The 22523-nt window shown below is 67.4% G+C and carries 20 protein-coding genes, 1 tRNA gene and 2 pseudogenes; 17 read left to right on the forward strand and 6 right to left on the reverse strand.

The annotated features are described in order from the left end of the window. The first annotated feature begins 86 nt into the window (after window positions 1-86). The 4 genes from ACFVYA_RS17255 to ACFVYA_RS17270 are packed head-to-tail and all read left to right on the forward strand — an operon-like array spanning window position 87 to window position 3682. Entirely contained in the window at window positions 87-1055 is a 969-nt protein-coding gene (locus ACFVYA_RS17255) for a branched-chain amino acid ABC transporter permease (RefSeq protein ID WP_387045997.1), read from the forward strand. Further along, entirely contained in the window at window positions 1052-2209 is a 1158-nt protein-coding gene (locus ACFVYA_RS17260) for a branched-chain amino acid ABC transporter permease (RefSeq protein ID WP_387046000.1), read from the forward strand. Before ACFVYA_RS17255 ends, ACFVYA_RS17260 begins: the two co-directional genes overlap by 4 nt. Next, window positions 2206-2979, forward strand: coding sequence for an ABC transporter ATP-binding protein (locus tag ACFVYA_RS17265; RefSeq protein ID WP_325150639.1), 774 nt, complete (start codon window positions 2206-2208; stop codon window positions 2977-2979). The genes ACFVYA_RS17260 and ACFVYA_RS17265 overlap by 4 nt, the downstream gene beginning before the upstream one ends. Continuing rightward, window positions 2969-3682, forward strand: a complete 714-nt coding sequence (locus ACFVYA_RS17270) for an ABC transporter ATP-binding protein (protein WP_285993381.1) — start codon at window positions 2969-2971, stop codon at window positions 3680-3682. The genes ACFVYA_RS17265 and ACFVYA_RS17270 overlap by 11 nt, the downstream gene beginning before the upstream one ends. A 43-nt stretch (window positions 3683-3725) precedes the next feature. On the opposite strand, the gene ACFVYA_RS17275 is transcribed toward ACFVYA_RS17270, so the two are convergent. After that, on the reverse strand, window positions 3726-4253 hold the full coding sequence (locus tag ACFVYA_RS17275) for a DUF4352 domain-containing protein (RefSeq protein ID WP_387046003.1): 528 nt from the start codon (window positions 4251-4253) through the stop codon (window positions 3726-3728). A 33-nt stretch (window positions 4254-4286) separates the two neighbouring features. Beyond that, window positions 4287-4901 (reverse strand): ANTAR domain-containing response regulator, encoded by a 615-nt coding sequence (locus tag ACFVYA_RS17280; RefSeq protein WP_013227937.1) that lies wholly within the window; start codon window positions 4899-4901, stop codon window positions 4287-4289. A gap of 190 nt (window positions 4902-5091) precedes the next feature. Here ACFVYA_RS17280 and ACFVYA_RS17285 point away from each other — a divergent pair. Continuing rightward, window positions 5092-5165: transfer RNA gene (locus tag ACFVYA_RS17285), tRNA-Leu, on the forward strand. Further along, on the forward strand, window positions 5141-5434 hold the full coding sequence (locus ACFVYA_RS17290; protein ID WP_387046006.1) for a hypothetical protein: 294 nt from the start codon (window positions 5141-5143) through the stop codon (window positions 5432-5434). The genes ACFVYA_RS17285 and ACFVYA_RS17290 overlap by 25 nt, the downstream gene beginning before the upstream one ends. 300 nt (window positions 5435-5734) lie before the next feature. On the opposite strand, the pseudogene ACFVYA_RS17295 reads toward ACFVYA_RS17290, so the two are convergent. Further along, a pseudogene (locus ACFVYA_RS17295) lies at window positions 5735-6334 on the reverse strand (hypothetical protein); the annotation flags it as partial. Window positions 6335-6820: 486 nt separating this feature from the next. On the opposite strand from ACFVYA_RS17295, the gene ACFVYA_RS17300 reads away from it, so the two are divergent. The 6 genes from ACFVYA_RS17300 (at window position 6821) to ACFVYA_RS17325 (ending at window position 13454) form a co-directional block, all read left to right on the forward strand. Continuing rightward, the gene (locus ACFVYA_RS17300; RefSeq protein ID WP_387046009.1) at window positions 6821-7702 is read left to right on the forward strand and encodes a hypothetical protein; all 882 of its coding nucleotides are present in this window, start codon (window positions 6821-6823) and stop codon (window positions 7700-7702) included. Window positions 7703-7920: 218 nt separating this feature from the next. Beyond that, the gene (locus ACFVYA_RS17305; RefSeq protein WP_328458865.1) at window positions 7921-8169 is read left to right on the forward strand and encodes a pilin; all 249 of its coding nucleotides are present in this window, start codon (window positions 7921-7923) and stop codon (window positions 8167-8169) included. Window positions 8170-8256: 87 nt separating this feature from the next. Continuing rightward, a complete protein-coding gene (locus tag ACFVYA_RS17310) occupies window positions 8257-10119 on the forward strand; it encodes a hypothetical protein (protein ID WP_387046011.1) in 1863 nt (620 codons plus the stop codon). Then, window positions 10119-11294 (forward strand): PrgI family protein, encoded by a 1176-nt coding sequence (locus ACFVYA_RS17315; RefSeq protein WP_387046013.1) that lies wholly within the window; start codon window positions 10119-10121, stop codon window positions 11292-11294. The genes ACFVYA_RS17310 and ACFVYA_RS17315 overlap by 1 nt, the downstream gene beginning before the upstream one ends. Further along, the gene (locus ACFVYA_RS17320; RefSeq protein WP_387046015.1) at window positions 11291-13129 is read left to right on the forward strand and encodes a VirB4 family type IV secretion system protein; all 1839 of its coding nucleotides are present in this window, start codon (window positions 11291-11293) and stop codon (window positions 13127-13129) included. The genes ACFVYA_RS17315 and ACFVYA_RS17320 overlap by 4 nt, the downstream gene beginning before the upstream one ends. 28 nt (window positions 13130-13157) lie before the next feature. After that, the gene (locus tag ACFVYA_RS17325; protein ID WP_387046017.1) at window positions 13158-13454 is read left to right on the forward strand and encodes a hypothetical protein; all 297 of its coding nucleotides are present in this window, start codon (window positions 13158-13160) and stop codon (window positions 13452-13454) included. Here the strand turns inward: ACFVYA_RS17325 and ACFVYA_RS17330 are convergent. Further along, window positions 13403-15505: an NACHT domain-containing protein gene (locus tag ACFVYA_RS17330; RefSeq protein ID WP_387046019.1), complete on the reverse strand. Its 2103-nt coding sequence runs from the start codon at window positions 15503-15505 to the stop codon at window positions 13403-13405. The genes ACFVYA_RS17325 and ACFVYA_RS17330 overlap by 52 nt on opposite strands. A gap of 252 nt (window positions 15506-15757) precedes the next feature. Between ACFVYA_RS17330 and ACFVYA_RS17335 the strand changes: the two genes are divergently transcribed. From ACFVYA_RS17335 to ACFVYA_RS17355, 5 genes and pseudogenes are all read left to right on the forward strand, one after another. Next, entirely contained in the window at window positions 15758-16453 is a 696-nt protein-coding gene (locus ACFVYA_RS17335) for a hypothetical protein (RefSeq protein WP_387046021.1), read from the forward strand. Window positions 16454-16485: 32 nt separating this feature from the next. Then, entirely contained in the window at window positions 16486-18987 is a 2502-nt protein-coding gene (locus ACFVYA_RS17340; RefSeq protein ID WP_387046023.1) for a type IV secretory system conjugative DNA transfer family protein, read from the forward strand. A 16-nt stretch (window positions 18988-19003) separates the two neighbouring features. Then, on the forward strand, window positions 19004-19705 hold the full coding sequence (locus tag ACFVYA_RS17345) for a replication-relaxation family protein (RefSeq protein WP_387046025.1): 702 nt from the start codon (window positions 19004-19006) through the stop codon (window positions 19703-19705). Between the two features lie 267 nt (window positions 19706-19972). Continuing rightward, window positions 19973-20098 (forward strand): hypothetical protein, encoded by a 126-nt coding sequence (locus ACFVYA_RS17350; protein ID WP_387046028.1) that lies wholly within the window; start codon window positions 19973-19975, stop codon window positions 20096-20098. A 202-nt stretch (window positions 20099-20300) separates the two neighbouring features. After that, window positions 20301-20393 (forward strand): annotated as a pseudogene (locus tag ACFVYA_RS17355) (trypco2 family protein); the annotation flags it as partial. 26 nt (window positions 20394-20419) lie between these two features. Here ACFVYA_RS17355 and ACFVYA_RS17360 read toward each other — a convergent pair. Both ACFVYA_RS17360 and ACFVYA_RS17365 read right to left on the reverse strand, forming a co-directional pair. Continuing rightward, window positions 20420-20899 carry a hypothetical protein gene (locus tag ACFVYA_RS17360; RefSeq protein WP_387046042.1) on the reverse strand — a complete coding sequence of 160 codons (480 nt, stop codon included), beginning with the start codon at window positions 20897-20899 and terminating at the stop codon, window positions 20420-20422. A gap of 161 nt (window positions 20900-21060) precedes the next feature. Then, window positions 21061-21312 carry a hypothetical protein gene (locus tag ACFVYA_RS17365; RefSeq protein ID WP_387046030.1) on the reverse strand — a complete coding sequence of 84 codons (252 nt, stop codon included), beginning with the start codon at window positions 21310-21312 and terminating at the stop codon, window positions 21061-21063. Between the last annotated feature and the right edge of the window lie 1211 nt (window positions 21313-22523).

The raw sequence follows: 22523 nt of genomic DNA on the forward strand, positions 1-22523 counted from the left end.
GGGAGCGGGGGCGCTGTGGTGACCACAGCACCCCCGCTCCCGGCCCGTATCCCTGTCCTCGCCCTGTCTCGTAAGGCGCTCACGTCATGTTGCAGACACTGCAAGACCAGTTCCTCGGCAGCACCATCGGCGGACTGGTTCTCGGCTCCATCTACGCCCTCGTCGCCCTCGGCTACACAATGGTCTACGGCGTCCTGCGGCTGATCAACTTCGCCCACTCCGAAATCTTCATGATCGGGACGATGACGTCCCTGTTCATCCTGGCCAGCATCGCCACCTCCGGCAACATCGTGGTGGGCCTGGGCGCGATGATCCTGCTGCTGCTCGCGCTCATGCTCGCCTCCGCGGTCGTGTCCGGCGGTTCCGCGGTCGTGCTGGAGCAGGTCGCCTACCGGCCGCTGCGCAAGCGCGGTTCGTCGAAGCTCGCGGCCCTGATCTCCGCGATCGGCGCGTCGATCTTCCTGCAGGAGCTCTTCGCGCTGGTGATCATCCCCAACTTCTTCGACAAGTCGGGCCGCGTCCCGCAGAACGCGCCGCGGTTCGTCGACCGCGACACGCTGTTCCCGGTCGGCAACGCCGTCGTCCGCACCGACCAGGTCCTGGTCATCATCGGCGCGGTGATCGTCATGGTGGTGCTGGACCAACTGGTGCGGCGCACCCGCATCGGCCGCGGCATCCGGGCCACCGCCCAGGACCCCGAGGCCGCCGTGCTGATGGGCGTCTCGATCGACCGCATCGTGCGGATCACCTTCCTGCTGGGCGGCGCGATGGCCGGTGTGGCCTCCGCGCTTTACCTGATGGAACTCGAAAACACCGGTTACCGCGTCGGTTTCGTGCTCGGGATCAAGGCGTTCACCGCGGCCGTGCTCGGCGGTATCGGCAACCTGCGCGGCGCGCTCCTCGGCGGCATCGTGCTCGGCCTGGTCGAGAACTGGAGCGCGATCTTCCTCGGTTCCGAGTGGAAGGACGTCACCGCGTTCGTGGTCCTCGTGCTCGTGCTCATGTTCCGCCCCACCGGCATTCTCGGTGAATCCCTCCAGCGAGCTCGCGCATGAAAGGCGACGGTGTGACTACCCAGGAAAACACTCGCCGCTCGTTCCAGCCGGTCAACGGCGCGCGGGACTGGTGGCAGCACGCGCCGATGTGGCAGCGCTACCTCCTCTACATCGCCTTGATCGTGTTCGCGCTGATCCTCCCGGCTCCCTGGATCGGCTCGTTCATGTCGCCCGCCTCGGACTGGACGAGCGTCCTGATCTTCCCGATCGGGACCTACATCCTGCTGGCGATCGGCCTGAACATCGTGGTCGGCCTGGCCGGCATGCTGGACCTCGGGTTCGTGGCGTTCTTCGCGATCGGCGCCTACACGGTCGCCATCTTCGGCACGAAGTTCGGCTGGAACGTGTGGCCGACGATCCTCGTCGGGATCGTGCTCGCCGCGGTGTCGGGCGTCATCCTCGGCGCCCCGACCCTGCGGCTGCGCGGTGACTACCTGGCGATCGTGACGCTCGGGTTCGGGGAGATCGTCCGGATCACCGCGAACAACACCAACTCCATCGGCGGCGCCCGTGGTATCACCAACATCCCGCACCCGTCGCCGATCTTCGGCATGGAGTTCCTGCTCGACCCGGCGCCGTACTACTACCTGATCCTGGTCGCGATCGTGCTGGTGATCGTGTTCTCGGTGCGGCTGCAGAAGAGCCGCGTCGGGCGCGCGTGGGCCGCGATCCGCGAGGACGAGGACGCCGCCGAGCTGATGGGCGTGCCGACGTTCAAGTTCAAGCTGCTCGCCTTCGCGATCGGCGCGATGATCGGTGGCTTCGCGGGCGGCATCTACGCCAGCAAGGCCGTGTTCATCGCTCCGGACAACTTCCCGTTCATCCTGTCCGCGACGATCCTCGCCGCGGTCGTGCTGGGCGGCGCCGGCAACCTGCCGGGCGTCATCCTCGGCGCCTTCCTGGTGGCCTGGATCCCCGAGCGCCTCCGGTCCGTCGAGTGGCTGAGGCACCTGCTCGGCGACAAGGACCCGGCGGAGTACCGCATCCTGCTGTTCGGTGCGGTGCTGGTGCTGATGATGGCGCTGCGACCCGAAGGCATCCTGCCCTCACGACAACGAAAAGCCGAGCTACGGGAAGGCACCGGCGGCATGGGCTCGCTCGGTGGCGAAGTGGCCGGACCGGGCACCGAAGCCGCGGCGGAGGTGGCCAAGTGACTCCCTTGCTCGAATTCGACAACATCACGATGCGCTTCGGCGGTGTCACCGCCCTGCGCGAAGTGAACATCTCCATCAACGAAGGCGAGATCTTCGCGCTCATCGGCCCGAACGGCGCCGGCAAGACCACGGTGTTCAACGTGGTCACCGGCGTCTACCAGCCGACCGAGGGCCAGGTGCGCTTCGACGGCGACCGCATCGACGGCATGAAGCGGTTCCAGGTCACCAAGCGCGGCATCGCCCGGACGTTCCAGAACATCCGGCTGTTCCACAACATGTCGGCGATCGAAAACGTCATGGTCGGCGCGGACGCGCACCACAAGACCGGCGCGATCGGTGCGGTGCTCGGCCTGCCGTGGCACCGCAAGGAGGAGAAGCGCGGCCGCGAGCGGGCGCGTGAGCTGCTCGACTTCGTCGGCATCGGCAAGGTGGAGCACGAGACCGCGAAGAACCTCTCCTACGGCGACCAGCGCCGGCTGGAGATCGCGCGGGCGCTGGCCACCGACCCGAAGCTGCTGCTGCTCGACGAGCCCGCGGCGGGCATGAACCCGGCGGAGAAGAACGCCCTGCAGGCGCTGATCCGCAAGATCCGGGACGACGGCCGGACCGTGCTGCTCATCGAACACGACATGGGCCTGGTCATGCACATCAGCGACCGGCTGGCCGTGCTGGACTTCGGGCAGAAGATCGCGGAAGGGCTCCCTCAGGAAGTGCAGACCAACCAGAAGGTCATCGAGGCGTACCTGGGGGTGGCCGAAGATGCTTCTTGACGTCCAGGACATCAACGTCCACTACGGCAAGATCGCCGCCCTCAAGGGCATGAGCATCCAGGTCGACGAGGGCGAGATCGTGTCCCTGATCGGCGCCAACGGCGCCGGCAAGACCACGACGCTCAAGACGATCTCGGGCCTGCGCCCGCTGACCAGCGGCAAGATCCTGTTCAACGGCCAGGACATCTCGAAGACCCCGGGGCACAAGCGCGTGCTGCTCGGGATCGGCCAGTCGCCCGAGGGCCGGGGCGTGTTCCCCGGCATGACGGTGCAGGAGAACCTCCTGATGGGTGCCTACACCCGCAAGGACGACCTCCAGGCCGACCTCGACGAGGTCTACGAGCTGTTCCCCCGGCTCAACGAGCGCCGGACGCAGTTCGGCGGCACGATGTCCGGTGGCGAGCAGCAGATGATCGCCATCGGCCGCGCGCTGATGACGAAGCCGAAGGTGCTGCTGCTCGACGAGCCGTCGATGGGCCTGGCGCCGATGCTGATCGCGCAGATCTTCGACATCATCCGGGAGATCAACAAGCGCGGCACGACGGTGCTGCTGGTGGAGCAGAACGCCCAGCAGGCGCTGAAGCTGTCGGACCGGGCGTACGTGCTCGAGACGGGCCGCGTGGTCAAGAGCGCCCGCGGGGCCGACCTGCTGGACGACCCGCAGGTCCGGGCCGCCTACCTCGGTGGCGACCTGGGCGTCTGATGTGCTTTTCGGGGGCCCGGCACTGGCGTGCCGGGCCCCTTTTTCACAGCTTGATGTCGGTGCCGGTGACGTTCTTCATGTCGGTGATGCTCGGCCCGCCGAAGGCCCGGAGCGTGATCGGCTTCCGGTCCTTGGGGATGTCCCAGTAGAGGTCGAACTCGACGCGCACGCCGTGCCCGAGGTCGAACTGGGCGGGCTGGCGCTTGATGGTCATGGCCTGCTCTTCGGGCGGGTGCGCGCCGCCCCGGTCGTCGACGAGCAGCTGGCGCTTGGTGTCGAACAGGACGCTGGAGGTGCCGGTGTTGGTGACGACGAGCCGCAATCGCACGAACTGGCCCTTCGCGGGGAACTCGGTGTGGCTCCCGGTGATGCTGGGCAGCCCGGCGGCCAGGCCGATGAGGGTGAACTCGGTGTCACCGTTCTTGGCCGACGGCAGCGCGAGGGCGGTCTCGTCGGGGCGGACCGGGCGCGGCGGCAGCTCGTAGGTCTTCTGTGCGGGCGTGCTGGGCTGTTCGGCCTGGCAGCCTGCTGCGCTGATGAGGACGACGACGGCCAGCAGGCGGAGTTTCACCTCGGTGATTCTGCCTGCCGGCCGTCGGTCCGGCTAGCTTCCGATGCTTTCGACGACGGCCTCGGCCACGGCTTTCATGGTGGTCCGGCGGTCCATGGCGGTGCGCTGGATCCACCGGAAGGCATCGGGCTCGGTGAGCCCCTGCCGGCTCATGAGCAGACCCTTGGCGCGGTCGATGACCTTCCGCGTCTCGAGCCGGTCGGTGAGCCCGGCAACCTCGGCCTCGAGGGCCTGCAGCTCGGAGAACCGGCTGACGGCGAGCTCGATGGCGGGCACGAGGTCCCGCTTGGCGAAGGGCTTGACGAGGTAGGCCATGGTCCCGGCATCCCGCGCGCGTTCGACGAGGTCCCGCTGGCTGAAGGCGGTGAGGATGACCACGGGAGCAATCCGGTCCCCGGTGATCTTCGCGGCGGCTTCGATCCCGTCCAGCTTGGGCATCTTGACGTCGAGGATCACGAGATCGGGCTTCAGATCGGTGGCCAGCGAGATGGCCTGCTCGCCATCCCCCGCCTCCCCGACGACCTCATAGCCCTCCTCACGCAGCATTTCGACGAGGTCGAGCCGGATGAGAGCCTCATCCTCCGCAACGAGCACCCGACGCTGCGGCACGGTGGCGGCACCGTTGGCCTCGGTAGCCTGATCGGTCACCGGGGTCCTCCTGAAGACTCGGCTGGGCGGTGTCATCTCGCGGCGTTCCGCGAACCTGAAGCCTACCGGGAACGATCCAGAAGCAGAGATGGCGTTCACCACGTAGTGGCGGGCGTGACACTGGGGTCGCCTTGGGACGCCGACCCGGAGGCGGGTGGGGTGCGGTGATCCCGTAGAGTCACGACGTCACGCCCCCGTAGCCCAACTGGCAGAGGCAACGGATTCAAAACCCGTCCAGTGTGAGTTCGAATCTCACCGGGGGCACCCGCAGCAATCACACCAGCGTCGACCTGCGGCTTCGCCATCCGGACGACTTCCGCGTCCGCTGCGGCTGTGGCCACCTCCTCGATCCTGTCGCCGGGCAGTGTGATGTCGATCATGGCGTGGTCCGTTTCGTGGTCGATGCTGACGTGGAGTTTGGTGAGCTCGTAGAGCCGGACCTGGAGCTCGGCCGGCGCTCGGTGAAGGTTGACCGCCAGGTGCGGCAGGAGGTCGAGGACGTCGAGGTCCTCGCGGGTGGCCGTGGCCGGTGATCGCTGGTCGTCCTGATCGAGTTCGGTGATCTGGTCCAGCGCGAGCTGGCGTTCGGCCCCGAGCGCGTTGTACCGGTCCTTCAGGCCCTGGGTGAACGGATCAGTGGGGTCGGCGTCCTCGGCTTGGCTGAGGATGTTGCTCTGCTTGCGCGCGAAGTCCGCGGCTCGCTTCTCCAGCCGCGCCCGGCGCTCGCGGCGCTCGGTGCGTTCCCGATCGTCGGCCTGATCCAGCTGCGGAGTGAGCAGGTCGATCCGGCGGTGGCCGAACAGGTACTCGGCATACACGTGGTTGACGGCGGCGAGGATGGCGTCCTCGCGCATGTACACGGTCTGGGGATGGTCGGCGAACTTGTCCAGTCGGCCGCGGTTGTTGTTCTTCGGCCAGCAGCGGTAGTAGTTGTGCCCGCGGTGGTGATGCCCAAGCATCCGGCGACCGCAACGGCAGACCACCCGACCGTGCGTCGCCGTGCTGTTCGCCAACCGGCCCCGGGTTGGCGACAGCAGTCTGCGTCCGGACGCAGCGACCGAGTCGGACGACGGTCCAGCCTGCCTCGTGCAACCCGGCATACGGTCCGGGCAGAGACCGGCCGCGGGGACCACGCGCCGGCCGCGAGGCAGACGGTGAGAGATAGGGCGCGGGCTCGACGAGGAGCACCCGTTGGCCCGGCCGGGTGTAGGTCGTGACGATCTTGATGATCGCGGTGAGGAGCCAGCCGGCGAGCAGTCCGGTACCCGCGAGGACGTCGTCCTGAGCGCACGGCCAGACGGTGCTCGGCCGAGCTGGGCGGGGATTGCGCAGGTTGACCCGGTGCCTTGTGCGCTGCCTCCGCGGATGCGGGATCGGGATGGTCGGCGGGTCGAAGACGCCGTGCTCGTCCGAGCTGCAGTCTGACGGGTCATCGTGGTGTGACGAGGTCATCGCGGTTTTCCTCCGAGCGGTGGGCGCCATGCGTTCTGACACCCCTCAACTCCGTATTTCGGCCGCAGTTTGGACATGCGCCATCGAACTTCTTTTCGCATGCCGATTGACGCGGAAGGAAACCGCCGAAAGAGCTACTAGCGCAGTGCTATTAGCCAACTATAACGACATGTCAGACGGCGTAGCGCGCCGTTTGAACTCTTCAATTCCAAGCGGAATGTTGATCTTGACGACCGAGCTGGTCAGGACCAGATAGTAGACCGCTAGTAGCCGCCGAAAAATCTGCCGAAGACGCCTAGCAGCGAACTGGTATTTTCGTGGTACGAGGCCTGGCTTCATGACGTCGTTCCTGTTCGCATCGACGCCGTGGGAGCTAAGACATGGCTACACAAAACGCCTTTTGCCGCCGTCGCAGCGAGGCAGCACCGAACTCCTTGGATATCGCCCGCGACACGTTCACCTTGTTGGTGACGGGGCCGCAGCCACTCTCCCTGAACGGCAGGTTGTTCACCGGCCTCCCGGACGAAGAAATCCCGCTGGACGAGGTCCGCGACCGGCTGCTGGCGCGGCGGTGCCCGCAGGCGACGCGGGATGCGGTCTGGGCGCACCTGGTGTTGCGCTCCCGGACCGAAGGGGCGACCTGGACCGTCGCCGCGGTCGGCGTCGCACTGCCCGCGCTGACGTCCGTCGCGGCCATCCTGTCCAACCGGTTCGCCGGCGATCCGGCCGACGTTCACGCCGAGGTCCTGCGTGGCTTCCTCGCGGCGTTGTCGACCATCGATCTGCGTCCGCCGCGGATCATGTTGCGGCTGCGGTGGGCCGCGTACCGGTCCGGCTATGACGCGCTCGCCGAGGCGTTGGCGAGTCCGACTCCGGTCGCGCCGGGATTCCGATCGACGCCGCCGCACGCGCCGTGGGGTCACCCGGACCTCGTCCTCGCCCGTGCCGTCGCGGACGGAGTCCTGACCGAGCCCGAGGCCGCGCTGATCGGTGCGACCCGGTTGGAAGAGGTGTCGGTCGCGGAGTGGGCCGCGCGGCACCAGGCCGGCGAGTGGGCGGTCTACAAGGCACGCAAACGCGCTGAGCTCCGGCTCGCTGCGTACTTGCGCGAAGGCGCCGTCGAGATCGATCCGACCGACCCCTTGGTCGACCAGGTGGCTACCGCGGTGGCCCTGGCCTCGCGCGCTCACGAGATGCCCCAGTCGTCACCTTCCGTGTTCACCGCAGACGGCGACGCGAAGCGGAAAGTTCGGGGCCGCGTGTCCAAAACGGACGCGGATTCCGGAGTTCAGGGCTGCGGGACGAACCCGCGCTCCGCCCGAACTTCGGAGGTGACCCAATGCGCGTGATCGATGCCGAGAGCGGGCTGCGTAGTGCTCGTCTCGACGGCGACCCGCAGTCGCCGGACCAGAGCGCCGATGCGAGTTCGACGCCGTCCAGTGCTCCGATCATTAAGCCAGGCGACTCGATTCCGGCTCGCCGCCGACGGTGGCCGCACGTGGTGCTGGTGGTCGAGCTGTCGGCCATCGCGTTGCTGGCCTCGGCGTCGGCGGGACACGCCGACACGATGGTCGTCGCCCTCGCCGGGTCGGTCACCGACGTCCTGAACAACGTACGCAACTGGATCATGGGCATCCTGGCCGGCCTCGCCACGGTGTTCCTGTCCATCGGCGGCGTCCGCTACGTGATGGGCGGCGGCGACCCCGGCGAGGTCGAGAAGGCCAAGACGGCTTTCAAGTCCGCGGGGTGGGGCTACGGCTTGGCGGCGCTCGCGCCCCTGGTCGTGGAGATCCTCAAAGGGATCGTGGGGGCCTGACCGATGGCCGTCAGCACCCTGCCCACGGTTCGCCCGTACCGCCGGTCCGGCAACCAGCCCGAGACCGCTGCCGCGGCGGATCGACCGATGCTCGCCCCCGTCAGCGACGCCGGCCAGCAGGCCTCCATCCGACGGCGGCGCCGGCGAGCGGGCTTGCTGCTGGTGCTGACCGTCGTGCTCGTGGCCGGCGTCCTCGCGGTCAACGCGTGGGCCTCGCCGACCGCGCCACGGCAGCCGCCGGCGGCCCCGCCTCTGCCTCCTCCGACCGCGCTGCCCACGCCCACGACGTGCAGCTTCCCCGGCCAGCTCGGCTGCACCTCGCCGACGCCGACCACAACGCCGAGCAAGCCGTGCACGGGCGAGGACTGCATTCCGCAGCCGACACCGCCGGCGCCGAGCACGAACCCGCAGCAGCCGGCCACCGGCGGCGGCGGTGACAGCGACTCGGACTGCGGCATCACCGACGTCGGCGCGTGCATCACCGAGGCCATCAACTCGGCGTTCCGCAGTGTCGTCGACGACGCGCTGGATCCGATCCTCGAGCTGATCGGCCACACCGCGCTGTCCACGCCGACGATCAGCGACCTACCCGGCATCGGCGAGCTCTGGAACAGCTCCTGGGAGATCGTGATCGCCGCCTACGGACTGCTCATCCTGCTCGGCGGCATCCTGCTGATGGGCCACGAGACCGTCCAGACGCGCTACTCGATCAAGGAGATCGGGCCCCGCATCCCGATCGCGTTCATCGCCTCGGCGCTCTCGCTCTTCTTCGCCGACAAGCTCATCCGGCTGGCCAACGGCCTAACCCTGGGTGTCCTCGGCGACGGAGTCAACGCGCCCTCGCTTGGCAACACCTTGCAGGAGGCCGTCCAAGGCATCCAGACCGGCGGGCTTTTCATCATCTTGGTCGCGCTCGTGCTGGTGGTGCTCGGCCTCGGTCTCTTGGTCGTCTACGTCGTCCGGATCGTCATCACCCTCGTCCTGATCATCAGCGCGCCGTTCTTCTTGATGTGCCACGGACTGCCCCACACCGAGCCGCTGGCGCACTGGTGGTGGAAGGCGATCACCGTGACGACAGGCGTTCAGTTCGCCCAGGCGCTGGTGCTGATCACCGCGGTACGGACGTTCCTGTCCGGCGGCGTGCACCTGTTCGGCTCGACGCTGTCCGCGCTCGGCACGCTGATCGCCGCGATCGCCTTGTTCTACGTCTTGTTCAAGATTCCGTTCTGGATGCTGAAGGCGGTCAAGGTCGGCTCCGGCCGCTCGTTCCTCGGCGGGTTGGCTCGCGCGTACATCGCGGCAAAAACCTTCGGAATGGTCGCCGGTAAGACCGGTGCGTTCGGCAAGGCCGGCGTCGCCGGTGCGACGAAGAACGCCGGTCGCGGCGGCGGCGCGGCGGCCGAGCCTCCGTGGCCGGCGCAGCCCCGTTTTGCGCCCACCCCCGAAGTGATCAACCGGCGGCTCAAGGCGGCCCACGACGCCGAGCGTGCCCGCGCGTCCCAGCGGCCGTCGGTGCCCTCGCAAGCGCCGCAGTTCCTGCAGCCCTCGCCCCAAGACAGCACCCACGACCCGGCCGTGATCCCGGCGAACCAGGGACCGACCATGCCCGAATTCAGTTCCGCGCCGACGCCTGTCTCGCCCACGCCACAACGAAGGCCACGGTCGGCGACTCCGCATTTTCAAGCCGCCGGCGGCCCGCGTCGACGTGGCGCCACATCGCCATCGGCTCGCCCGATCCGCACGGCATCGGTGCCGCCGCAGCTGCAGTTCCGTCCGGCGACGCCGGCCGCCCCACAACCGCTCCTAGCCAAACCGACGTCCGCACCTGCCGCGCCGACGTTCCGGCAGGCGACGCCGGAGCCCCGCCTCGGTGATGCCCATCGGCGCACCCAGTCCGTTCCGCCGCCGATGTTCCGCGCGCCGAAACCAGCTCCAGGAGGTGAAGCGTAATGAGCCAGCCCGTCCGGATTCCCGCCGACGTCGACCGCGAAGACCGGGTGATCGGTCCGCTCACCGCTCGGCAGCTGCTCATCTTGACCGTCACCGGAATCGTGCTGTACGGGACGTACACGGTCACTCGCGCGTTCCTCCCCCTGGCGGTGTTCCTGATCGTCGCCATACCGATCGGCGTGACCGCCGCGTTCCTCGCATTGGGTCAGCGCGACGGCATCTCCCTCGACCGGCTCGTGCTGGCGGCGCTGTGCCAGCGGATGAGCCCGCAGCACCGGGTTGCCGCGCCGGAGGGCGTCCGGCCCGCGCCCGAGTGGATCGGGCAGACCGCGAGCACGACGAGTTCTTCGGCGTCGGCGGTCTCACCGGCCGCGCTGCGGCTCCCCGCCGAAGGGATCACCGACGCCGGCGTCATCGATCTCGGCAAGGACGGCGCCGCCGTGGTCGCGGTCTGCTCCACGATCAACTTCGGGCTGCGCACGCCTGCCGAGCAGGAGGCGCTCGTCACCTCCTTCGGCCGGTACCTGCACTCGCTGACCGCGCCGGTCCAGGTGCTCGTCCGGGCGGAACGGCTGGACCTGTCGGGGCAGATCGCGGAACTCCGCGAGCAAGCCGGCGGCCTGCCGCATCCCGCGCTGGAACGGGCTGCGCGTGAGCACGCCGAGTACCTCGACCAGCTTGGCCGTGCCACCGACCTGCTGCGGCGCCAGGTTCTGCTGATCCTGCGAGAGCCGCTGCGGACCAGCGGCCCGACCGACGGGCTCGGTGGTGCCTCGCCGCTGGCCGCGTTGTCAGCGCGGCGCAGGGCTGCGAGGCAGGCTGCGTCGATCGACGACGCAGCCCGACGTGCCGCCGAAGCGCGCTTGGTGCGTCGGCTGGGTGAGGCGGTGGAACTGCTCTCGCCGTCCGGGATCGTGGTCACCCCGCTGGATGCCGGTCAGGCCACGGCGGTCCTGGCCGCGGCGTGCAATCCCGACAGCTTGATCCCGCCGAACTCCGATCTCGCCGGTTCGGACGAGGTCATCACCACCGCCCCGGACGAGAGCTGGAACGACACCGCGTTCGGTCGCATTGCGTTCGCCACTGAAGACGCGTTCGGCGCTGCCGAGCCCGGGTGGGAGGACGACGAAGACCCCGACGACTACGACGACGCCGCGAGGAGAGACCACCGATGAAGGCGAGGATCAAGCACCGCAACTCCGCAGACAGGCAGGCGCCCGTCGGGCAGGCCGGCGCGTTCACCCCGGACGCCATCTCCGTGCGTCCCCGAGCGCTCGAAGTCGGAGGCGAATGGGTCGCGTCGTTCGGCGTCACCGGCTACCCGCGCGAGGTTCACCCGGGCTGGCTGCAGCCCCTGTTGACTTATCCCGGACGAGTCGACGTCTCGCTGCACATCGAGCCGATCGATCCCGTCACCGCGGCCAACCGGCTGAAGAAGCAGCTGTCGAAGCTGGAGTCCGGTCGCCGGCACACCAGCGACAAGGGACGGCTGATCGACCCCCAGGTCGAAGCAGCCACCGAGGACGCCTACGACCTGTCCGCGCGAGTCGCCCGCGGCGAGGGCAAGCTCTACCGGCTCGGGCTCTACCTCACCGTGCACGCCGCGACCGAGGAGACGCTCGGCGACGAGGTCGCTGCAATCCGGTCGCTGGCGGCATCGCTCCTGTTGGACTGCAAGCCCACCACCTATCGGAGCTTGCAGGGCTGGATCACCAGCCTGCCGATGGGCTTGGACCTGGTGGGGATGCGCCGCACCTTCGACACCAGTGCGCTGTCCGCGGCGTTTCCGTTCACCTCACCGGACCTGCCGCCGCCGGACCCGACCTCGGTCGGCGCACCGAGCGGCGTGCTCTACGGCTTCAACGTCGGCAGCCAGGGGTTGGTGCACCACGACCGGTTCGCGCTCGACAACCACAACAGCGTGATCCTCGGCCGGTCCGGCGCCGGCAAGTCGTACCTGGTGAAGCTCGAACTCCTGCGCAGCCTGTACCGGGGGATCGAGATCCACGTCATCGATCCGGAAGACGAGTACGCCAGGCTGGCCGCCGCAGTCGGCGGCACCTACGTCCACCTCGGCGCCGAACAAGTCCGACTAAACCCGATGGACTTGCCGATCCACACCCGGCCGGACGGACGCCGGACAGCTCCCCGCGACGCACTCATCCGGCGAAGCCTGTTCCTGCACACCGTCATCTCGGTGCTGCTGGGCAGCGAGCTCGCCACGACCGAACGGGCCGCGCTGGACCGGGCGATCACCGCGACCTACCAGCGCGCTGGCATCACGTCGGATCCACGAACCTGGACCCGACCGGCACCGCTGCTCGCCGACCTCGCCGAGGTCCTCACCGAGGCCGGCGATCCCGCCGGGGCCCACCTCGCGGCGCGCCTCGCCCCGTACATCACGGGCGCGTTCTCCGGGCTGTTCGCCGGTCCGACCACCACGCGGCCCGAGGGCCATCTGGTGGTGTTCTCGCTGCGGGATCTCGCCGACGAGCTCAAGCCGATCGGCACGCTGCTGACGCTCGACGCGGTCTGGCGGCAGGTCTCCAACCCGGCCATCCGCAAGCCTCGGCTGGTCGTGGTCGACGAGGCGTGGTTGCTGATGAAAGAACCCGCTGGTGCGGCGTTCTTGTTCCGGATGGCCAAGGCCAGCCGGAAGCACTGGGCCGGCTTGACTGTGGCCACCCAGGACACCGCGGATGTCCTGGGCTCGGACTTGGGAAAGGCTGTCGTCGCGAACGCGGCGACCCAGATCCTGCTGAGACAAGCCTCCCAAGCAATCGACGAAATAACCCGTGTTTTCGACCTCTCCATGGGTGAACGGCAGTTTCTGCTGTCCGCAGACCGCGGCCAAGGTCTGCTCAGCACCGGCACGCAGCGAGTGGCGTTCCAGTCCATCGCCTCACCGGCCGAGCATCAGCTGGTGACGTCCAATCCCGCCGAAATCGCCGGGTACGCCGAAACCTCATTGGAAGTCGAACCCACCTTCGTCGAACTCGACGCCGCCTGACATTTCGCATTGCACCGAGGGGATATCCATGTCTACTTCAGCGGCTCGCCGTCCTGCCCGGTTGCTGACGCAGAACAGTGAGATGCGCCAGATCGGTGTCTGGAACTGGTCGCTGCCGGCCTGGGCCGGGCGACTGGCCGACGGCCGCACCTACAACACCTGCCCGAGCGCCGGGGTCTGCGCGCAAGCGTGCTACGCCAGTAGTCCGCGCGGGCCGAGCCCGGCACCTGCCCCGCATCACTCATCTGCCTTGTCGATCAGCTGGTATTTCTGTCAGGCGCGCATCGTGTATGTCGCAGCGAGGCGGTCTTGTAACTTGGCGTGACGGAACTGATACACCGCCCCGGCTTCGCGGAGTATTCCGACTCGGTGAGCGTCGTCGAGAAACGTCAGTAACCGCAGGCTTGGGCATCCTTTCGCGCGCAGTACCACAATGGCCACGAGGTACTTTCCGCTCGATTGACCGAGGCCAAAGGCGAAGCCAGCCGCGAGCCCGAACACAAACCCGAGTCCGACCAAGGCCGCCAGCTCGAACTCGAATACGAATCCGAGCCCGAACACTAGCCCGACAAACGCGAACCCGACACCGAACACCAGCGAATACAAATACAACAATTTAGTGTCACGGCGAAAGGTGACAGTGGGGGTCTGCGGACCGTCGTTTACCAACGGAGTCTTTGCCCATAAAACGAACCCGAACGCGAGCCCGAATATGAGCCCGAACGCGAGCCCGCCTACCAACCCAGCCGCAAGACCGTCAACGAGCCCAGAATCGAACCCGACTATGAGCCCAAACAGGAACCCGACCACGAGCCCGAACAGGAGCCCTGCCCGGATGCTGGACCAAAGTGTAAGCTTTCGCCACAGTAAGCGCATCCGACCTCGAAGTCGCAGATCGGCGTACGCCGGTTCCGTGATCGACGATCGACCCAAGATAGCGAATGCAACCCCTCCCACAAGTACGAACGCAGGCCCAAACGTAAATCCAAATGCAGAGCCGAGCACAAGTCCGAAGCTGAACATAAACGCACACATGAGCGCGAGCCCGATTCCGAGCGCAATGACCGCTTTGATTGGCCGGGGTACGGCGAGGCTGAGTTGCCACCAGGCCAGATCGCGGCTGTTGATCATATTCAGATGGTGGGCAAGGAAGGCGAGCCAGGTCTTAGCGTCGGATGGTTCCCAGGTGTGCCGGGGCACGAACGGGTGCTCATCATCGGTGTCCGGCCGGGGTGGGTTGGCTGTGATGAGTGCTTCAACTAGGTGGTCGAGCAGGTGCTCGGTGAGCGCATCGGCGGTGGCAAAGCGGCTGGTGTCGCATAGGGCGGCGGGGTCGGCGCGGGGTTCGACGTAGACCTTGCGGAGCAGCCACAGCGTCAGCGGGCTAGATAACGCTTGGCTGATCGGACTGTGCTCATGGACTCTGAGAGCCGTCAACAGCTCAGCCCAGCCGCTGGTGACCGTTGGTGGGAGGTTGCGTTCCAGGTAGGCGGCGGCGTCGGCCGCCTTCAGCTGGTTCGGTTCGATGACAGCTGCGCTGGTGAGGCCGCGGCGACCTTGGTCAGCGAGGGCTGTTTCGTATTCGGCCGTGCGGCAGGTGAGGATGAGCGGGTCTGCGGCCGCTGCGTTGAGTTGGTCGAGGATCGCGGGGCGTGCTTGTTCGGGTAGCTCGTCCAAGCCGTCCAGGATCGGCAGGATCCGCCGCTGGTTCACCAGGGCTCGGGGTGCGTCTGGGCCGAAGTCGGGAGCGCGCAATGCCGGGTAGTCCTCGGTGAGCCGCCTCGCTACCCATGTATGGAGAGATTCGGCGCTGGGATCCCAACCGGACATCGAAAAGAACACGGGGACTGGCTCCTCACCATGGGGATACATGAGGAGTTCGCGGAGCAGCAAAACGGCCAGCGTGGTCTTGCCCATGCCGGGATCACCCAGAATCACCAGCCGGCGCCTCGGGAGCTTGCGGAACTCCGATGCCATCTCGCTGATGCGATCGGTACGGCCTTCGAACCGACGAGTGCCTTGGCCAATCAAGTACCTGAGCAGTTTCGGGCGAGCGACCTGTTCGACGTCACCATTGACATCGAGTTCCGTGAGCCGCCATCGCACCGCGAGCGGGGCAGGATCGTCCAGCTGTCGAACGACAATTTCTGTCCGCCACTGGGCCAACACCAGGTCGCACAGTTGCCGCTGAGCCGCACTAACCTGCGCCGGAGACGACGCCACCTGCGGCCTATGCGGCGATCGACGCGCCCAGTAGATTAATCCCAATATGAGAGGCGTCAATCCGACGATCAGGCCACCGACCTTGGCCACCGAGTCCAGCCCCGTCGGGGAACCCAACGCCAAGATGGTCGCCGCCGCCCCGGCCGCGAGCACTACGAGCGTAACAGCCCACCGCTTCCACCTTGCCACACTCTGCATCCTCCCGCAGCGTATGGCGACTTGCCTAGTCGACGGCGCCTTCAGACCAATCCACGAGGAGCTCATTCGGCCTTCGCCACGACCCCGCCATCCTCGGTCAGCGAAGGCACAGCCGAGCTGGCGCGGCCCGTAAACATAAACGCGCACACGTACACGAGTGCCGGCGAGTGGCAAGCGGCGCTGCGCGGCGTCGTATGGCTCCCAGGTGTGCCAGGTCTATTCCGCAACATCCAATATCCGTGGTTACCAGTAGCACGGCACGTACACCTGGTCCGTCGTCCGTGCCAAGCACTAGGCGAACCTGAGGTACGTCCTCGACGAACTGACGGCTGGCGAACCGCGATAGTCGACGAACTCGGCGCGGCCAAGTTCCGCGGTGGATGGATCAGGATTCACGACAGCGGCGACTTCTTCTCCGACGACTACCTGCTGGCATGGCTGGACATCTGCGGGACTCGCCCGGGCACGAATTTCTACGCGTACACCAAAGAGGTTTCTCGATTCCGGTCCCTCGTCGAGCCTGATCCGCCGCCGAACTTCCTGTGGGTCTACTCGTACGGCGGCAAGCAGGACGCCGCGCTGAACCCGGCAGTTGACCGCGTTGCCGATGTGTTCCCGAACGAAGCGGCGATCGTCGAGGCGGGGTGGGCCTCGCAGGAAGCCAGCGACCTCCTCGCGGTCCTCGGCCCTCAGCTGGTCGGCGTGCCGGCGAACCGCATTCCGAGCTACCTCAAGCGCCTGGCTGGACGCCGGTTCTCCGAATGGCAGGCGGAAGTCGACGCCGCACATTCCGCTCGCCGCACGCGCCTGCGGCTGGTCGTCGACAACACCCGTTCCGGTGCGCCCCAGTCTCGCGCCGCGGAGACCCGGCCTGAGCAAGGCGGCGAGCCGCGAGCTGCCTGATTCGGCGCTCCAACTTACGTTCGGAGGTCTTGATGTCCTGGCCGTTCGCCCTGTCCACCTCTCTCGCCTCACCTGTCGGCGACTACCTGCGCGACCCGCTCGGTGCGTTTCAGACCGTGCTGGCGCACCTCCGCGATCTCTTCTTCACCTGGGGTCCGATCGCCGGGCCGGTACTGGCGGTCGTGACGACAACCGCGGTGATCGCCCGGCGCCGCTGGCACCGTCGCTTCCACGAGAGCCTGGTCACCGACGCCCGGTTGGTCACCGTGCTGGCGCCGCCGACCGTCGACCCAACCGGCGCGATCACCGTGTGGTCCAACCTGGTCGGCCTGCTGCGGCCAGGCTGGCGGCGGCGCTTCGGCGGGCAACCGCACCTGGCTTTCGAGTTGACGTTCACCGACGATGGCGTGCAGATCCGCTTGTGGGTGCCTGGGCTGGTGCCGCCGGGCATGGTCGAGCGCGCCATCGAGGCGGCCTGGCCCGGCGCGCACACCCGCACGACGCCGGCCAAGCCCCCGATCCCCACCGCCGCGGCGGCGGGCCGGCAAATCGAAGCGGTCGGCGGCGAGCTGCGGCTGGCCCGCTCGGAAGCACTCCCCATCCGCACCGAGCACCCCGCCGACCCGATCCGGGCCCTGCTCGGCGCCCCGGTCGGGCTCGGTCCCCACGAACGGGTCTGCGTGCAGATCCTCGCCCGTCCTGTCGCCGGGCACCGAGTGACCAAGGCACGGCGCGCGGCGCGGCGGGTGCACGCGGGCAGCTCGGTCAACCTGGTCGGTCGGCTGCTGGACGTCGTCACGCCGGGCAAGACCGCGAAGCCGTCGTCCAGCACGCGAACGCCGGGACTGGATCGGCAGACCAGCCTGGAATTCGCCGCGCAGGACCGTGCCGTCGTGGAGAAGCTGCGGCAGAACCAGTTCGAGACCCGCATCCGATACGCGGTCACCACCACGGTCCCCGAGCACGCGACCACCGCCGAAATCCAGGCGGTCCGGGAGGTGCTGCGGGGACGCGGCCACGCGATCGCCTCGGCGTTCGCCGCCTTCTCCGAGCACAACTACTTCCGCCGGGTCCGGCTCCGCCGCGCCCCCGTCCAGGTACTGGCCGAACGCCGGTTCGGCAAGGGCGACCTGCTCTCGATCCCGGAGCTGGCCGCGCTCGCACACCTGCCGATCGACGAAGCCACGCCCGGCCTCCAGCGCGCCGGCGCGAAAGCCGTACCGCCGCCGCCCGGCATCCCCACGACCGGTGACTTGATCAAGCCTCTCGGCTTGTCGGACTCCGGGCACTCCCGGCCGGTCGGCCTGCACGTCGCCGACGCGCGGCATCACCTGCACATCCTCGGCGCGACCGGATCCGGCAAGTCGGAGCTGATGGCCCGCCTGATCCTCAACGACGCGGAGGCCGGCCGCGGCGTGGTCGTCGTCGACCCGAAGGGCGACCTCGTGTCGGACCTGCTGATGCGCATCCCCGAGGAGCTCGGTGAGAAGGTCGTGCTCTTCGACGCCGACTCCCGCGCCCGGCCACCGGTGCTCAACCCCCTGGAGGGCGTGGACAAGGCCCGCGCGGTCGACAACCTCGTCAGCATCTTCTCCCGGATCTACACCTCCTCGTGGGGCCCGCGCACCGATGACATCCTGCGCGCCGGACTGCTCACCCTGACCGCGATGCCCGGCACGCCGACCCTGGCCGACCTGCCGAAGCTCCTCGCGGTCCCGGCGTTCCGGCAGCGGGCCTGCGACCAGATCGACGATGAGGTGCTGCGCGGGTTCTGGTCCTGGTACGACGCTCTGTCCGAAGCGAGCCGGGCGCAGGTCATCGCGCCGTTGATGAACAAGGTCCGCGGCTTCCTGCTGCGTCCGTTCGTCCGCGCGGCGATCGCCGGCGGGAAGTCCACGGTGGACATGGACGAGGTGCTCAACACCGGCGGTATCTGCCTGGTTCGGATCGCCCGCGACGCGCTGGGGATGGAAACGGCGCGGCTGGTCGGCTCGATCGTTGTCGCCCGGACCTGGCAAGCCGCCACCCGCCGGGCCCGCGTCCCGCAGCGTCAGCGGCGCGACTGCGGGCTCTACGTCGACGAGTGCCACAACTTCCTGAACCTGGCGTACCCGCTGGAAGACATGCTCGCCGAGGCTCGCGGATATCGCCTGTCGATGACCTTGGCCCACCAGTACCTCGGCCAGCTCCCGAAGGAACTCGAAGAGGGCATCAGCACGAACGCCCGATCGAAGATCTTCTTCAACGCGTCCCCTGAGGATGCGAAGCGTCTGGCACGCCACACCATGCCGCGGCTGAGTGAGCATGACCTGTCCAACCTGGGCGCCTTCCACGTCGCCGCCCGCCTGGTCCTCGGCGGCGAGGAAGCACCGCCGTTCACCGCGGTGACCGAAAAGCTGCGGCCCGCGGTCCCCGGCCGTGCCAGGGCGATCCGCAAAGCAGCCCGGATCAACACCCGGCCACCAGTCGCCGAGATCGAGCCCATCACGCCCGGAGCCGCAGCGCCCACCGCCGATCCCCGCCGCGCCGCCTAAAACCGGAGGTCCTCCGATGATTTCGAACCCCACTCCTCAGCGGGCGTTGCGCGGGCACATGCCCCAGCGCCCCACGCCGCGAGCTGCTACCACCGGCGAGCACCACGCCCAGCTCGCCGGGCGGCTGACCCACCGCGACCGGTGGCTGGCCCGGATGCTGTACGAGCACAAGGTCTTCACGAGCCAGCAGATCGTCGAGCTCTGCTACCCGAGCATGCGCGCGGCCAACCACCGGCTACTTGACCTGTTCAAGTGGCGGGTCGTCGACCGGTTCCAGCCGTTCGTCACGACCGGCACCGCCCCGATGCACTACGTGCTCGACATCGCCGGCGCGGTCGCCCTCGCCTACGAGGACGGGCTTGACCCCAAGTCGATCGGCTACCGACACGAAGACGCGATCGGGATCGCGCACTCCCTGCGTCTGGCCCACACGGTCGGCGTCAACGGCTTCTTCACCGCCCTGGTCGCGCTGGGCCGATGTCCCGGGGCTCGAAGGTCGCGGACCGCGTGGTGGTCCGAACTCCGGTGCGGACGCCTGTTCGGTGACATGGTGGGTCCCGACGCCTACGGCCGGTGGCGCGAAGACGACCATCAGCTCGAATTCTTCCTCGAGTTCGACTTCGGCACCGAGGACCTCGGCAAGCTCAGCCGCAAGCTCCACGGCTACGAGAAGCCCAGTCGTGTCCAACTCGCTTGTTCCACGCGTCCGCGGTGGTGACCTCGATGCCGGTCAGGCTGGCGAGCACGGCCGCCGGCAGCTCGGCGGTGAGCGCGAGCCGCGCGGTATTGCGCGCGGAGAGGACGGGGATGTCGTGCTCGCGCAGGTGGCGGTCTAGCGTGGCGGGCAAGGCTGGACGGTGAGCGGCCGTACCGGGGCAGAGCAAAGGTGATACGCCCGACAGCCGGCTGAGCGCGCGTGTTCGCTCGTGGGCTGTGTGGCCAGCCGCGTCAAGAGCCTGCCCAGCTTTGGTGGGATCGCCAGGAGGTGTCCGTCGACATGCAGCGATACCGCGCCACCCTCGATGCGGACGTGATCCCGGCGGAGCTGTACGATCTTGGTGATCGACAGGCCGAACAGCAGAGTCAGTGCACCGGCAACCCGCACGTGTAGTGGCAGAGCCTCGTCGTTGAGGCAACGCGGAGCAGCGGCGACAAGATCCCGCCTTGCGGTGTCCCGGTCAGTGCCTCCTCCCGACGCCCGAGTTTAGTCAGAACCGCGGATTTCAGGAACGACTTCACCAGCGCACACACTCGCCCAGATTGTCTCCGGACGGAGGTGTAGCGGGTGGCGCGTGGGCCGCGACTTTAGCGTCATGGAGATTGAGCTACCTGACGCGGTGGCGTCAGTGCGGGACGAGTTGTTGGCTGCGGCAGCCAAAGGCGCTGGCAGCGAGGTCGAGTTCGTCGTCGGGCCGATCGCCCGCCACAAGTGCTACTGCGCCAGCAACGACCGGTCAAATTCAGGAACGTCAAGTTCCCGCCGAGCGGCCTCGAGGAACGGATGGCGGCGTTCACCCATGAACTCCCAAACGTTCTGCCCTTCCGGCATTTCTCCATAAACGGCGTCATGCAGCCGCGATGCGTAATCGAGGGCCGCCTGCCGCAAGCGCGGCGTTCCAACGATGTCGATGCACTTCTGAAGAAACCACATTCGGTGAGTGAGAAGTTCAGGCCCGTCGTCGAGATTTCCGTACATATGCCGGCATTCCGCCAGACGCTCCACCGATTGGACCGCGTCCAGGAACTCGCGAATTGCCTCCTTACGCTCCCATCGCAGGTCGGCGACGCGTTTGGCTGTAGCCTGCTGTTTGGTCGTCCGCGTGACCAAATACTGCACGGCGATCGAACCACCGACACCAAGCGTGACTCCAATCAGGGGGAGAATGGCTGGGTTGACAGCTGACCAGTTCACGATGTCCGTCCCTAGAAGGGGTGGTGGCAGAGACCTTCAGCTGCACGAACTGTCACTATTCGTGAGTTCGACAGCCCACGACCCGCCGCGGCGAGTATCCGATGCGATCCCTTCGGTACTGCCCGGCTGGCGCACGAGCATCATCTGGGGCCACAGGCGGATCATGCATCCGCATCGCCCGCGGGCAACTCGTAGCCCGGCACTGTCTTGCCGTAGCGCAGGAGGATGCGGGCGAACTGCGCGTATGCCGATGGGTGGTAGCGCTTGGACCTCGGGTTGTTGTTGATATACGTGTGGAAGCCGTCCTTGACATCCGGGTCATCAGTAGTCAGGTGGATGGTGCCGTCGTCGGCTGCCCAGAGGTTCAGACTGTCGATTTTGACGGACCGAATGCCCTCTCGCGTCTGCGCCACTCGTCTCCCTCTCTCTCCACATACGAGCAGCCGCGATGGCTCCGACAGCTTCGTCCACCGTCACCAACGTGGGGATGGCGACACTGCAAACGTCGGTCCGCCAGACCGATAGCAGCGCGGCCAGCAGGACCTCGGAGCTCATGGTGGTGCCCTTACTCGCGGGTACTCGTCTCGGTAAGTCGGCTGCCAACAACAAGGCGTTACGCGAGGGGATCACGGCTCGGGTCGCTCGCGCGGTTAACAATAGTCACAGATTACCCAGCCGACGGGAGTTGTTGACGTTGCAGCAGTTCCCGCGCCGCGGGAACGCGCAAGTTCAACCCCGCCAGCTTCCAGCCCAGGCCACAAGGTGGTCGGACAGTCCGCCGCGCTGACCGGCCGCGACGATATCGGCCCGGCCCAGTACACCTCACGGGTACTCGGCGGCGGACGTCGGCAAGATCGAATCCACGTCCCATCATCGCGAGCACTTCACTCGTGAAGCGCGAACGGCCGTAACGACCGCCGCACGGGAGGCGACTTCTGAGCATGACCAGCGCGCCGTATGGCTGACCTTCATCACGGCCGGGATCTCGCTGCTGTCCTTGGCCATCTCTGCAGGGACATACCGGCGAGCTGGCCCACGCGTGAAAGCTGTCGCAAAGACTCTCGGCGCTCTTACGGTCTTTGTGTACAGATTCCTTTTTAAGAAGGCCTCGGCGAAGTCCGCAGAAGAGACTTAGGTGGCCCGCAGTCACCTGCGGATCACCGCCGTGGTTCGGCCGTGGGTGGCCCGTCCCGCTGGGGAAGCACGGCACTAGGACGACAGCCAGACGCGCAGCGACCGCCGGCGAAAACAGCACGCGCGCAGCGTTCTGAGTCTGGTTGACTGTCCGGCTGGGACCCACAGCGACGAGAGCCCGGCTGTATACCGGCATGACCCGAATCAGGTGCCCACTCTGGCGCGCCCAGTCGACAAAGCCTGCCACGACACGGCGGGCATCCACGACATCACCAGCCGTGTCAGGTCGCTCGCGCCGCAGCTCGGCGACCGAGGAAAACGACCTTGCCTGGCATCACTCGACACCATCCGACATGGGCAGATGGGACTCTTAACCAGCGGGTTACAGTTCCTCTGCTAGTGTCCTGCGCCTGAAGTCCGCTATCTATTTGTAGGATGCGGTGATGGCGGGTCGTGGACGGTCCAAGGTTGAGCTGGTTCTCAGCGATGA

Source organism: Amycolatopsis sp. NPDC058278 (assembly GCF_042881395.1).
GTDB lineage: Bacteria > Actinomycetota > Actinomycetes > Mycobacteriales > Pseudonocardiaceae > Amycolatopsis.